General features: G+C 67.8%; 8 protein-coding genes and 1 rRNA gene. 6 read left to right on the top strand and 3 right to left on the bottom strand.

Annotated elements, in window-relative coordinates:
• Nucleotides 1–277 precede the first annotated feature (277 nt).
• Nucleotides 278–1,555 carry a glycoside hydrolase family 18 protein gene (locus OHB01_RS20805; protein ID WP_328853859.1) on the top strand — a complete coding sequence of 426 codons (1,278 nt, stop codon included), beginning with the start codon at nt 278–280 and terminating at the stop codon, nt 1,553–1,555.
• 239 nt (nt 1,556–1,794) lie between these two features.
• On the opposite strand, the gene OHB01_RS20810 is transcribed toward OHB01_RS20805, so the two are convergent.
• Nucleotides 1,795–2,124, bottom strand: a complete 330-nt coding sequence (locus OHB01_RS20810) for a hypothetical protein (RefSeq protein ID WP_142650511.1) — start codon at nt 2,122–2,124, stop codon at nt 1,795–1,797.
• Between the two features lie 625 nt (nt 2,125–2,749).
• Here OHB01_RS20810 and OHB01_RS20815 point away from each other — a divergent pair.
• From OHB01_RS20815 to OHB01_RS20830, 4 genes are all read left to right on the top strand, one after another.
• Nucleotides 2,750–4,102, top strand: coding sequence for a cellulose binding domain-containing protein (locus OHB01_RS20815; protein WP_328710741.1), 1,353 nt, complete (start codon nt 2,750–2,752; stop codon nt 4,100–4,102).
• A gap of 5 nt (nt 4,103–4,107) precedes the next feature.
• The gene (locus OHB01_RS20820) at nt 4,108–5,736 is read left to right on the top strand and encodes a chitinase (protein ID WP_142650513.1); all 1,629 of its coding nucleotides are present in this window, start codon (nt 4,108–4,110) and stop codon (nt 5,734–5,736) included.
• A 101-nt stretch (nt 5,737–5,837) separates the two neighbouring features.
• A complete protein-coding gene (locus OHB01_RS20825; protein ID WP_240971900.1) occupies nt 5,838–7,250 on the top strand; it encodes a carbohydrate-binding protein in 1,413 nt (470 codons plus the stop codon).
• Nucleotides 7,251–7,747: 497 nt separating this feature from the next.
• Nucleotides 7,748–9,121, top strand: a complete 1,374-nt coding sequence (locus OHB01_RS20830) for a hypothetical protein (RefSeq protein WP_142650515.1) — start codon at nt 7,748–7,750, stop codon at nt 9,119–9,121.
• A 64-nt stretch (nt 9,122–9,185) separates the two neighbouring features.
• Here OHB01_RS20830 and OHB01_RS20835 read toward each other — a convergent pair whose 3' ends face one another.
• Nucleotides 9,186–9,593, bottom strand: coding sequence for a hypothetical protein (locus OHB01_RS20835; RefSeq protein ID WP_142623512.1), 408 nt, complete (start codon nt 9,591–9,593; stop codon nt 9,186–9,188).
• Between the two features lie 132 nt (nt 9,594–9,725).
• Nucleotides 9,726–10,883, bottom strand: coding sequence for an AI-2E family transporter (locus tag OHB01_RS20840; protein WP_142650516.1), 1,158 nt, complete (start codon nt 10,881–10,883; stop codon nt 9,726–9,728).
• A gap of 728 nt (nt 10,884–11,611) precedes the next feature.
• Here OHB01_RS20840 and OHB01_RS20845 point away from each other — a divergent pair.
• Nucleotides 11,612–13,132 (top strand): 16S ribosomal RNA (locus tag OHB01_RS20845).
• Nucleotides 13,133–13,444 lie beyond the last annotated feature (312 nt).

Consider the following 13,444-nt stretch of genomic DNA (forward strand, 5'->3'; position numbering starts at 1 on the left):
CGGCGGGTGAAGACGGCAGGGCCAGCAGCGGGTGGAAGTGGCGAGCGCGAGCGGCAGGGCAGAAGCGGCTGGGGTGAAACTTGCAGAGAAGGGCGGCATCGCGGATAACCGCAGGTGATGCCCCTGGAACGCGCCCACCTGCGACATGAGACGCGCATAACCCGGGCTTAAGACTGCGCCGCTTGTACGTCCGGCGATGACGTCACTACGCTCCCGCGGCATTCCTCTTCCCGCCTCCATGTTCGTCGCGGAGGCTCGTCCTTGTTCGGAGCCCACCATGGGAGCGATCACGCGTGGCGCCTTCGCCGTCGTGGTCCTGAGCGCCGTGTTGTCCTCGTTGTTCGTGGCCTGTTACGACCTGGTCCGCGCCACCGAGACCGGCGTCAGCGCCGTCGGCCAGACGCAGGCCAGAACGCGTGTCGTGGTGCGCAAGGCCGCTGCCGCGCCGGCCCAGGGCACGCCGGCGCGGGTCGTGGTCGCTCCCGCGCAGGGCGCATCGGCGCAGGGGGCCGCTCTGGCACAGGCCGCCGTCGCTCCGGCCCAGGCCGCACCCGCTCAGGCCGCGGTCGCAGGCGCGCAGGGGGCCGTTCCTGCACAGGCGGCACCGGCCCAGGCCGCGGTCGCTCCCGCGCAGGCCGCACCGCCGCAGCCGGCCTCTCCCGAGCAGGCCGCGTCTGCGCGGGCCGCCGCACCCGTGCCCGAGGTGACGGTCACCGTCACCGTCACGCCGTCGCCGTCCCCCTCGCCGGGCCGCATCAGGGTGGGCTACGTCTCGCAGCGCGGCGCGTACGGTGCGACGTCCACCGTGCGCGACCTCGACACCAGCGGGCTGGCGGGCAGGCTGACCCACGTCTTGTACGCATTCGCGAACCTCGACCCCGAGTCGCTGACCTGTCTCAGCGGGGTCACCCAGCCTCTCGCGCCCGACCCCAACGACCCCGACCAGGGCGACGGCGCGGGCGACGCCTGGGCCGACTACCAGCGTGGTTTCACGGCCGCGGAGTCGCTGGACGGTGTCGCCGACCCTCCGGACGCCCCGCTCGCGGGAAACTTCAACCAGCTGAAGAAGCTCAAGGCTCGCCACCCTGGCCTGAAGGCACTGATCTCGATCGGCGGCTGGACCTACTCCAAATACTTCTCGGACGTCGCCCGCACCGCCGCCGCCAGGCAGAGGTTCGTGAAGTCGTGTCTCGACGCCTACATCAGGGGCGACCTGCCGGGAGCCGGAGGCAGGGGCGGCCCGGGCAGCGCGGCGGGCGTCTTCGACGGCATCGACATCGACTGGGAGTGGCCGGGTGGCGGGGGTCACCTGGGCAACCACACCGGTGCCGATGACAGGCGGAATCTGACGGCCCTGCTGGCCGAGTTCCGCGCGCAGCTCGACGCGCTCGGCGAGGCCACCGGCCGCCACTATCTGCTCACGGTCTACCTGCCCGCCGGCGCCGATCGCATCGACGCCGGGTTCGAGCTGGAGAGGATGGTCGGCCTCGTCGACTTCGTCAACGTCCAGCGCGAGGGCCGGCACGCCGTCCGCGAAGGCGCGATCCTGCGCTGAGCCGCCCTCGCCGACCTACTCGCGGTGCCCCGCCCGGCGGCCACGGCGACCTGTACGCGATGCCTGCCCGGCCTGCGCGCGGTGCCCCACCCGGCGGCCACGGCGACCTGTACGCGACGGCTGCCCGGCCTGCGCGCGGTGCCCTGCCCGGGCAGGCCGGGGCGGTCTCCTGGCTGGGGGAGCGGCGATGGCGGCGTTCCCCGTTCCCCGTTCCCCGTTCCCGTTCCCCGACTGAGCCGTCAGCCCGAGAAGCGGACCTTCGCGCCCCGGCTGGTGATCGACAGGACGCGCACCGACAGGCCGTTCAGGCTGCCGCGCGCGCCTTCGCCGAGCGTCACGCTGACGCCGGGCCCCCACACGTGGACCATGGGACTGTTGAAGAAACCGCTGTGCACCCTGGCGACGCGCACCCTGGACAGGTGGTAGCGGCTGGCGACGCGGAAGCTGACCGGCTTCGTGATAGTGATCGTGCACTTCCCGTCGTAACAGGCGCGGAGACTCGGCTTCGCGGCCGCGCTCGCCGGGGTGGCGATGAGGGACACCGCCGTTGCGGCGGTCGCGAAAGCCAAGGCAGTTATGGCTGTCCGGTGCATGAGCTCCCCTGATGTCCGTGGCACGGAACGCCTGACTTATCCATTTACACACGGTTACGGACCGACAGTAACGAATCGCCAAGGGAAGGTAAAGCACGTTCCGCAGTCGAGAACACACGCTTCGTCTCATCACGTGCCCGATCGTCCGCGGAGGCAACCGACGGACGTGACCTGACAGGCGGGTGCCGCCCACGATGTGGCGCGCTCGACATGTCCGACGCACCCCGCGCGGGAAGTCCGGGCGCCTCTGACAGGCGGTGTGGACCTTAATGGCCGAGCAGCCGGCCCTTAACACGCGCATAACCAGGTCCCGTACGCCGAGCGGCGATGACACGGTTCGTTAGGAACGCTGTCGAATTGGGTCTTGTGGACCCGCGACCGCGAAGCTACGATCCGTACAACTCTTAGGAAACTTTCCTAAAAGAACGACCGGGAGCCGCATATGGCCCTTCCTAACCTCTAGCGCCTTCCTCTCGCGTCCCGTCACCAGACGCCCTTGAGTGCCGTACGGCCGGTGCCGTTCCGATCGGCCGCCTCCGTCAGGCGCCGGCCGTACGGATTCCCATGACCTCCCCGTTCACCCCCCACAGAGGTTGTGTCCATGCAGATCAGGTACGTCTGGCGTGCGCTCGCAGCGATGGCCGCACTCGCGCTCGCTCTCGTCGCGCTGCCCGCCGAGGCCGCCACGGTCAAGGCCGTCTTCTCGGCCGACTCCGACTGGGGCTCCGGCTATCAGGGCCGCTACACCATCACCAACACCGGGACCGCGGCGATCTCCGGCTGGACGGTCGAGTTCGACCTTCCGGCGGGTTCGACTGTCGGGACCTACTGGGACGCGCTCATGACGCGTTCCGGCGACCACTACACGTTCAGGAACCGCGAATACAACGGCGGCCTGGCTCCCGGCGCCGCCACGACGTTCGGGTGGGTGAACGGCGGGCCCGGCAAGCCGGTCAACTGCCGCCTCAACGGTGGCCCGTGCGACGGTGCGACGACCTCGCCGTCCCCGTCGCCGAGCCCCAGCACGTCACCAAGCCCGAGCCCGTCGCCGAGCGCCTCTCCGAGCTCGCCGCCGCCCGTGCCCCTGCGCGCCGCGCCGTACGTGGACATGGGCGCCTGGCCCACCCCGAGCCTGATTGCGATGGCCTCGGCCTCCGGCCTGAAGAGCTTCACCCTCGCGTTCGTCACCGCGTCGGGCTGCAAGGCCATGTGGTTCAACGCGTACGACCCACGGCAGAAGTGGGCGAAGGACCAGATCGACGCGATCCGGGCCGGCGGCGGTGACGTCAAGGTGTCCTTCGGCGGCGCGACCGGCATCGAGCTCGCCCAGGCGTGCACGGACGTCAACGCGCTGGTCACCGAGTATGACGCCGTCGTCACCGCGTACGACCTGAAATACATCGACCTCGACATCGAGGGATCCGCGGCGGCCGAGCCCGCGTCCATCGCCCGCAGGTCGCAGGCGCTCGCCCGGCTGCAGCAGGCCCATCCCGACCTGAAGATCTCGCTCACGCTGCCCGTGCTGCCGAACGGCCTGACCTCCGACGGCCTCAACGTGGTGCGGTCGGCCCGCGACGCCGGAGTGCGGCTCGACGCCGTCAACGTCATGGCCATGGACTACTACCAGTCCGTCGACTACGGCGACGCGGCGGTCCAGGCGGCGAACAGCGTCTTCGCGCAGCTCAAGAGCCTCTATCCGAGCCTGTCCGACGCCCAGGTGTGGCGGATGGTCGGGGTCACGCCGATGCTCGGCCAGAACGACGACGGCCGGATCTACAACCAGGACGACGCCCGCCAGCTCGTCGCCTTCGCCAAGGGCAAACACCTCGGGCTGCTGGCCTTCTGGGAGATGACCCGCGACCGCAACGCCTGCACCGGCGCGCTCTACTCCTGCACCAACATCCCCCAGTCGCCCTACGAGTTCTCCAAGATCTTCGCTTCGTACACGGGATGACGCACATGAAGAAGCTCATCGGCCTGGGCGCGGCGGCGTCCGTCGCCTTCGCGGGCCTGCTCACGGCGACGTTCACCGGCCCGGCCCTGGCCGCCAACATCGCGGCCAATCCGGGGTTCGAGTCGGGTCTGTCGGGCTGGACGTGCGCGTCCACGGCGCAGGCGGTGTCGAGCCCGGTCCACGGCGGATCGGGGGCGTTGTCCGCGACCCCGGCCGGCAGCGACTACGCCCGGTGCGAGCAGACGGTCACCGTCAGGCCGTCCACGACGTACGCGTTGTCGGCGTGGGTGCGGGGGAACTACGTGTTCCTCGGTGCGACCGGCACCGGGGTGAACGCCCAGACGTGGGCGTCGCCGGGATCGGCGTGGTCGCAGCTTTCGACGTCGTTCACGACAGGGTCGTCCACGACGAGCGTGACGATCTACGTCAACGGCTGGTACGGCCAGGGCACCTACTTTGCCGACGACGTCGTCCTCGACGGCCCCGGCACCCCGCCCTCGCCCTCTCCGTCACCTTCGGCGAGCCCGTCCCCGTCCCCGTCGGCGAGCCCATCGGCGAGCCCGAAGCCGTCCCCGTCGGCGTCCCCGTCACCCTCGCCGAGCGCGCCGCCACCGCCGGGCGGCAATCGGCTGATGGCCGGATATCTGCACGCCTCGTTCGCCAACGGCTCCGGCTACGTCCGGATGGCCGACGTCCCCGACGCGTGGGACATCATCGACCTCGCCTTCGGCGAGCCGACCTCGCCCACCTCCGGCGACATCCGGTTCACCCGCTGCCCGGCCACGGAGTGCCCGAACGTCGAGAGCGACGCCGAGTTCGTCGCGGCCATCCGCGCCAAGCAGGCGGCCGGCAAGAAGGTGCTGATCTCGATCGGCGGCCAGAACGGGATCGTCCAGCTCACCACCACCACCGCCCGCGACAAGTTCGTCCAGTCCGTCTCGGCGATCATCGACAGGTACGGCCTGGACGGCCTCGACATCGACTTCGAAGGCCACTCGCTGTCGCTGAACGCCGGTGACACCGACTTCCGCAACCCGACCACCCCGGTGGTCGTGAACCTCATCTCGGCGATCAAGACGCTCAAGGCCAGGTACGGCGCGAAGTTCACGCTCACCATGGCCCCCGAGACGTTCTTCGTCCAGCTCGGCTACCAGTTCTACGGCCTGGGCCGCAACGGCACCGCCGACGCCCGCTCGGGGGCGTACCTGCCGGTGATCCACGCGTTGCGTGACGACCTCACGCTGCTGCACGTCCAGGACTACAACTCCGGGCCGATCATGGGCCTCGACAACCAGTACCACACGATGGGCGTGGCCGACTTCCACGTCGCCATGACCGACATGCTGCTCACCGGCTTCCCCGTGGCCGGTGGCGCGACGTTCCCGCCGCTGCGTCCCGACCAGGTGGCGATCGGCCTGCCGGCCGCGCCGTACGCCGGCAACGGCTACACGAGCACGGCCGAGGTGCAGAGCGCCTTCACCTGCCTGGCGAAGGGGACGGGCTGCGGTTCCTACCGGCCGCACGGCACCTTCCCCGGCCTGCATGGCCTCATGGCCTGGTCCGTCAACTGGGACAGGTACGCGGGCTCCGAGTTCTCCCGTTCCCACAGGGCGTATCTCGACGCCCTGAAGTGATCCCCCCACCCACCCCCCAACCCTTGCGAGGAGAAATGCACCTTCGCTTTGGTACCGGCCGGCGTGCGAGGACGGCCCTCGCTCTGCTCGCCTCCCTCCTCATGGCCGTCGCCGGACTGGTCGCGGGCACGGCCGCGTCCGCCTCGGCGGCCCCGAACAGCGTGGTCATGCTGGCCTACCCGGCATGGGCCCCGAACACCTGGTACGCCATCGGCGCCCGCGTGACCTACAACGGCGTCGACTACGAGTGCATCCAGGCGCACACGTCCCTGGTCGGCTGGGAGCCCCCGATCGTCCCGGCTCTGTGGAAGAAGGTCAGCGGCGGCGGCAACCCGTCCCCGAGCCCGTCGCCGACGCCGCCCGCGGGCGCGCCAGGCAAGCCGGGCAACCCGTCGGTCACCGGCACCACGAACTCGTCGATCTCGTTGTCGTGGGGCGGGTCGAGCGGCACCGTGACCGGCTACCGCGTCTACGAGGGCACCTCGGTCAAGGCGACCGTCGGCGGCACCAGCGCCACGATCTCCGGCCTCGGCACCTGCACCACCCACACGTACACCGTCAAGGCGTACAACTCGAACGGCGAGTCCGCGGCGAGCGGCTCGGTGACCGGCACCACCACGGGCTGTCCCGCGAGCGGCGGGAAGCTGCCCGGCGCGCCCTACCTGTACATGGGCTGGGGCAACCCGCCGAACCCGGCGACGGTCATGAACGCCACCGGCGTCAAGCAGTTCACGATGGCCTTCATGCTCTCCAGCGGCGGCTGCAACCCGGCCTGGGACGGCTCCCGCCCGCTGTCCGGCAGCCCTGACGCCACCGCGATCTCGCAGATCAAGGCCGCGGGCGGCAACGTCCAGATCTCCTTCGGCGGCTGGTCGGGCAACAAGCTCGGCCCCAACTGCTCCAGCTCGTCCGCCTTCGCCTCTGCCGTCCAGCAGGTCATCAACGCCTACAGCCCGGCCGTCGTCGACTTCGACATCGAGAACAGCGACGAGTTCGAGAACGAGGCCGTGCAGGACCGCATCCTCGGCGGGCTGAAGATCGTCAAGCAGAACAACCCGAACGTCAAGGTCGTCGTCACCTTCGGCACCACCACGACCGGCCCGAGCTGGTGGGGCACCCGCCTGATCAACCAGTCGAAGGCGCTGGGCGTGAACATCGACAACTACACGATCATGCCGTTCGACTTCGGCGGCGGCGCGAACATGTACCAGAACACCGTCAACGCGGCCGAGGGCCTGAAGAACGCGCTCAAGTCGGCCTGGGGCTGGAGTGACGCGCAGGCGTACGCGCACATGGGCATCTCGGGCATGAACGGCCTGTCCGACCAGCAGGAGCTCACCTCCGTGGCCACCTGGACCCAGATCCGTGACTGGGCCAAGTCCAAGGGCCTCGGCCGGCTCGCCTTCTGGGCGGTCAACCGCGACCGCGGCTGTCCCGGTGGGGGCGTGGTGTCGAACTGCAGCGGCATCGCGCAGAACGACTGGGACTTCACGCGGATCACCGCGGGCTTCTGACCCGTCCGCCTCTCGACGGCCAGAGGGATCCGGGCACGGCCCGCCGGACCGGATCCCTCGCCGCCCGCGCGGATGCGAGCGCGCACCGTTGTGAGCCCAGACCGTTGTGAGCCCAGACCGTTGTGAGCCCAGACCGTTGTGAGCCCAGACCGTCGCGAGCCCAGACCGTTGTGAGTACGGACCGACGCGAGCACGGACTGATGTGAGTACGGACCGACGCGAGTCGGGCCGCCATGAGCAGGCGGTCGGCTCGGCGGGGATGACCCCCCTACCCGCCGTGCCGGTCGCCCCCGTGCGTGGGGGCGAGCAGGCCGATCAACATTCCGACGATCATGGCCACGGCAACGGTGATCCACAGGCGAATTTTCATCGAAGTCTCCCGAATGTAACGCTCCGTGGTCACAATACCCCGAAATGTGACGGACCGCGATGGCCGACGGCCCGAATCGGGGAACGAGTCGCCTGTACGCCCATTCGTCAGGCAGGCTTGGCACGTCATGGAATACGCGATCCCCACCAGCATCGTCCTCGTCGCCGGCGTCGTGCTCGCCCTTGTCGCCCAATGGAAGGGCTGGCGGCCGTCCCTCGCCGTCACGCTCACGTTCGGCATCGCCGTACGCGTGCTGATCATGGTTCTGTCGGCCAGGGACACCCACTGGCAGCCGGTCGACTACGTCAACAGCTTCCAGCCCGCCGGTGTGGCGATCCTCGACCACCGCGATCCGGTGCTCGAGAGCAACGGCGGATGGCACTTCCTCCCCACCATCCCGTACATGTACGGCCTGCTGCTGTGGCTGGGCATCCCGTGGGAGTACGCCGGGCGCATCGTCACCGTCGTCGCCGACGTTGTGCTGATTCCGCTGGTCGGCAAGCTGGCCGGGGCGCGGACCGAGAAGCTGCGCGCGTTCCAGTACGCCTGCAACCCGCTCGCGATCCTCGTCGCCTCCGTGCACGGCCAGGTCGAGCCGGTCTCCCTGGTCTTCGGGGTCGCGGCGTACGTCGTGGCGCGCGGCCCGGGAGAATGGCGGCGCCCCGAGCCGCTGCCGTGGGCCCACATACGGCTCGCGAACCGCGACCTGCCGCTGCCGTGGATTTCGCCGGCCGAGATCGTGCGGCGCATCGTCCACCCGTCGGACGAGGACCGCGCGGCGACGGGCCGGGCCGTGTGGGCGGGTCTGCTCATGGGGCTCGCGCTCTGCGCCAAGAGCTGGCCGGTGATCCTCGTGCCGGCTCTGCTGATGTTCCTGCCGGGGCTGCGCAGCCGCCTGGTCACACTGGTCGCGACCGGCGTCTCGCCGGTGTTCTTCCTGCTGACGCTCCCGATCGGCGGCTGGACGGAGTGGCGGCAGCTGCCCGAGGTGCTCAACACCATCGGGCTGCGGCCCAGCGACGTCCGCCCGATCACGGGTGACTGGGGCTGGACCGCTGTGGTGAGCGGCGGACACTGGAACCTCGACCCGACCCCGGCCAGGATCGGCCAGTACATGATCTACGCCGCGATCGTCGCCTGCCTGTTCTGGTGGCGCAAGGCCGATCCGGTCGACGTCACGATCGCGATCCTGCTGTCCTTCATGATCTTCACGCCGCGCCTGGGCGCGCAGTATCTGCTGTGGTTCATGCCGTTCCTGGCCGCCCGGCCCACCCGCTGGGCCTGGCCGGCGATCATCGGCAGCTCGCTGTGGGCGGCGATCGGATACATCGTGCTCACCCAGTTCCCCGGGCCCAAGTGGGGCGAGCTGCACGTGCCGTGGTCGATCGGCTCGCTGGTGCTCTTCCCGGTGCTGATCGCGGCGATCCCGTGGCGGCGCAGGAACACGGAGATCACGCCGGATTCGCTTCCGGGGGAGAGGGAGAGCGTCCCCGCCACCTGAGCCGGGGCCCCGGTCTCCGGTCGCGTCTCAGGTCAACGCCTCAGGTCACATCTCGGGTCACGCCTCAGGTCACGATGAGGCGGACCATGTGGCCGTGGCTCGCGTAGCCGGAGTCGCCGTCGAGCATCCCGGTCACGCACTCGAACACGCCCGGTGCGGCCTGCCGTACGAAGAAGACGGTCTCGGCGATCGCCGACAGCAGCCGGATCACGTCGCGCTGCACGTGGACGCCCTCTCTGTCGCCGGCCAGCGAGACCGTCACCTCGTACACGCCGTCGTCGAGCAGCCGTTCACCGGTCAGCAGCCACTCCGATCCGCACGCCCGGCGCAGGTGGGGGAGCAGATGCGCCTCGGGCTCCTCGGCCACCCACCCGTCTCGTGCCATCGCATCGAGCAGGGCGGACACCTGTGGCTCCATCGCCGAGGCGTCCGCGATCCCGGTGAGGCGCTCGTCGTTGTCCCATCGCCGCATGATCAGACCCTAAGCCGGAGCACGGCGGCGCACTCCGCAAGCGCTCCGTGTCGGGTTCCGTCCTCGCAGCTCCACCCGAAATGTCGCCCACGGCTCTGCGCCCGGACGGTCTGCGCCCGGACGGTCTGAGCCTCAGCGAGGCTCGTGCTGTTCGGACTGCTCGTGCTGCTCAGACTGTTCGGGCCCTCCGGCCTGTTCCGGCCGGGGGTCGGGTTGGGAGCTGGGTTTGGAGCCGGGATCGGAGCTGGGGGAGCGCTCCGGTAGTCGTCCTGAGATGAGCGCGGCGGCCCAGGCGCCGTCCGGATCGCTGTCGACGAGCAGAGCGCGGACGAGCAGGCTCAGCGGGATCGCCAGCAGCGCGCCGAGCGGACCGAGCACCCACGTCCAGACGATCAGCGAGAGGAACGTGGCCGTGGTGGACAAGCCCACCGCGTCACCCAGGAACTTCGGCTGGATGAACGACTGGATCACCACGTTGATGGCGATGTAGGCGATGATCACCAGCAGCATCGTCTTGGGCCCGCCTTCCAGCAGTCCGAGCAGCGCCGGCGGGATGAGGCCCAGGATGAACCCGATGTTCGGGATGTAGTTCGTGATGAGGGCGAGCACCCCCCACAGCAGCGGGAGCGGCACGCTCAGCACGTACAACACGATGATGTCCAGGACCGAGCAGATGAGGCCGAAGACGGTCGAGACGACGAGGTAACGACGAGTCCTGTACGTGAAGGACTTGAGCGCACGGGCGAGGGCGGGACGTTCGGCCGACGCGGCGTCCACGATCCGGGCGAACACGGGAGCGTCGAGGCTCATGGCCAACAGCAGCACGACGATCAGGAACAGGCTCGACAGCACGCCCAGAAGGCTGCTCAACACGCTCTGGGCGAGACCGATCAACTTGCTGAAATCGAGCGACGACAGCGCCTTGTTGAGCTGTTCACTTCCGTAGCCGAGGCTCGCCGCCCAGTGCTGGAGGTCGGCCACCATCGCGTTGAACTGCACCGCGTACGTGGGAGCCAGGATGGCGAGCTGCGCGGCGGCGAGGCTGAGCACCGCGACCATGCCGAGCAGGACCAGCAGCACCACCGCGAGGGGGAGAGCCACCTGCAACCACACCGGCGCGTTGTGGCGAGCCAGCCAGCCGCGCACCGGGGCGACCGCGATGACGAGGGTCAGCGCCAGGACGACAGGGCCGACGATCGAGCCCACCGCCTGGACGCCGGCGAGGGTGATCACTGCGGCCGCGGCACAGACCAGCACGATCAGGGCGCGAGGGAACCCCTGTCGAGTCACGTCCCGTACCTACCCCTTCTCCCTGTGGAAAGGCTGTGCAAGGTGGATCAGTCGTAGCACGCCCCGGCCCCTACCCTTGCCCGCGCGGGCGAGTCGTGACGGGAATGAAGCCGGGTCGGGCGTCGTTCGATTCGTGCGGACCTTCCACCCAGTGGGTGACCTGCTGGAATAGGTCTCCGCACAGGTGCGTTGGAGCTTAGCCGGGCCAAGTCGTCGGCAGGCCCTGGTAATCTTGTGGTGTCGGCGCGGTTCGGCGCACTCCTCTTCGATCACTTCGGTGGTTGTCTTGCGTGTGCGCGGGTTGTCGTCGGCGCTCTCCTCTGCTTTTTGATCTTTCGGATCTGGTGGTTTTGCGCCGGGCTGGGAGTTCGGGTAAGTTAGAGGGGTTGCCCCGGAAACGGGGGGTCGGAATTCCTGTCGGTCGGCGGGTTTCGGGTCAAATGAAGTCCCGGTGGGGCGGATTTGACACGAAAGAGCCGGTCGGGAAGAATTAAGACCAGCAAGACAAAAGAAAAACAAACGGTGAAACGCCCCGGAGCGTGGGACCTTTCAGGGTTTCGGGTGATGGTGGTCGCGTCCGTTTCTTGAGAACTCAACAGTGTGCTAAAAGCCAGTGCATGAATCATGCATGACCCCGTCTACCGGTGGTTTTCATCGGTGGCGGATTCCTTTGACGGCGCCTTTCCTTAGCCGGGGGGTGCCGGCCAGAGTGATCTCTTTTCAAGCATTGTTTGGAGAGTTTGATCCTGGCTCAGGACGAACGCTGGCGGCGTGCTTAACACATGCAAGTCGAGCGGAAAGGCCCTTCGGGGTACTCGAGCGGCGAACGGGTGAGTAACACGTGAGTAACCTGCCCCTGACTCTGGGATAAGCCTGGGAAACCGGGTCTAATACCGGATACGACACTCCTCCGCATGGTGTGGGTGTGGAAAGTTTTTTCGGTTGGGGATGGGCTCGCGGCCTATCAGCTTGTTGGTGGGGTGATGGCCTACCAAGGCGACGACGGGTAGCCGGCCTGAGAGGGCGACCGGCCACACTGGGACTGAGACACGGCCCAGACTCCTACGGGAGGCAGCAGTGGGGAATATTGCGCAATGGGCGGAAGCCTGACGCAGCGACGCCGCGTGGGGGATGACGGCCTTCGGGTTGTAAACCTCTTTCAGCAGGGACGAAGTTGACGTGTACCTGTAGAAGAAGCGCCGGCTAACTACGTGCCAGCAGCCGCGGTAATACGTAGGGCGCGAGCGTTGTCCGGAATTATTGGGCGTAAAGAGCTCGTAGGTGGCTTGTTGCGTCTGCCGTGAAAGCCCGTGGCTTAACTACGGGTCTGCGGTGGATACGGGCAGGCTAGAGGCTGGTAGGGGCAAGCGGAATTCCTGGTGTAGCGGTGAAATGCGCAGATATCAGGAGGAACACCGGTGGCGAAGGCGGCTTGCTGGGCCAGTTCTGACGCTGAGGAGCGAAAGCGTGGGGAGCGAACAGGATTAGATACCCTGGTAGTCCACGCTGTAAACGTTGGGCGCTAGGTGTGGGGGTCTTCCACGATTCCTGTGCCGTAGCTAACGCATTAAGCGCCCCGCCTGGGGAGTACGGCCGCAAGGCTAAAACTCAAAGGAATTGACGGGGGCCCGCACAAGCGGCGGAGCATGTTGCTTAATTCGACGCAACGCGAAGAACCTTACCAAGGTTTGACATACACCGGAAACACTCAGAGATGGGTGCCTCCTTTGGACTGGTGTACAGGTGGTGCATGGCTGTCGTCAGCTCGTGTCGTGAGATGTTGGGTTAAGTCCCGCAACGAGCGCAACCCTTGTTCCATGTTGCCAGCACGCCCTTTGGGGTGGTGGGGACTCATGGGAGACTGCCGGGGTCAACTCGGAGGAAGGTGGGGATGACGTCAAGTCATCATGCCCCTTATGTCTTGGGCTGCAAACATGCTACAATGGTCGGTACAGAGGGTTGCGATACCGTGAGGTGGAGCGAATCCCTAAAAGCCGGTCTCAGTTCGGATTGGGGTCTGCAACTCGACCCCATGAAGTCGGAGTCGCTAGTAATCGCAGATCAGCAACGCTGCGGTGAATACGTTCCCGGGCCTTGTACACACCGCCCGTCACGTCACGAAAGTCGGCAACACCCGAAGCCCGTGGCCCAACCACTTGTGGGGGGAGCGGTCGAAGGTGGGGCTGGCGATTGGGACGAAGTCGTAACAAGGTAGCCGTACCGGAAGGTGCGGCTGGATCACCTCCTTTCTAAGGAGCACTCGGCCGGCCTGGTTGGTGCTGCCACACGTTGGTGTGGTGGTCTCGGGTCTGGTCCATCGTCACGGTCATCAGCGAGTGTCTGGTGCGTGGCGTGCTCATTAGTGGAGCACTGGTTATTCAGCCGGTCGTGGTTGCCGGGTCTGCTAGTACCGCCGTGAGTGATCACGGAGTGGGAGCGTGGGCTTTGGGGGTTGTGACTGGTTGGGCACACTGTTGGGTCCTGAGGAAACGGGCCCGTTCGCCTGGCCGCTGCTGGTTGTGGTGGTCGTGGTGGGGTTGGTTTTCTCCAGGGCTGGTCTC

It is taken from the genome of Microbispora hainanensis (assembly GCF_036186745.1).
GTDB lineage: Bacteria > Actinomycetota > Actinomycetes > Streptosporangiales > Streptosporangiaceae > Microbispora.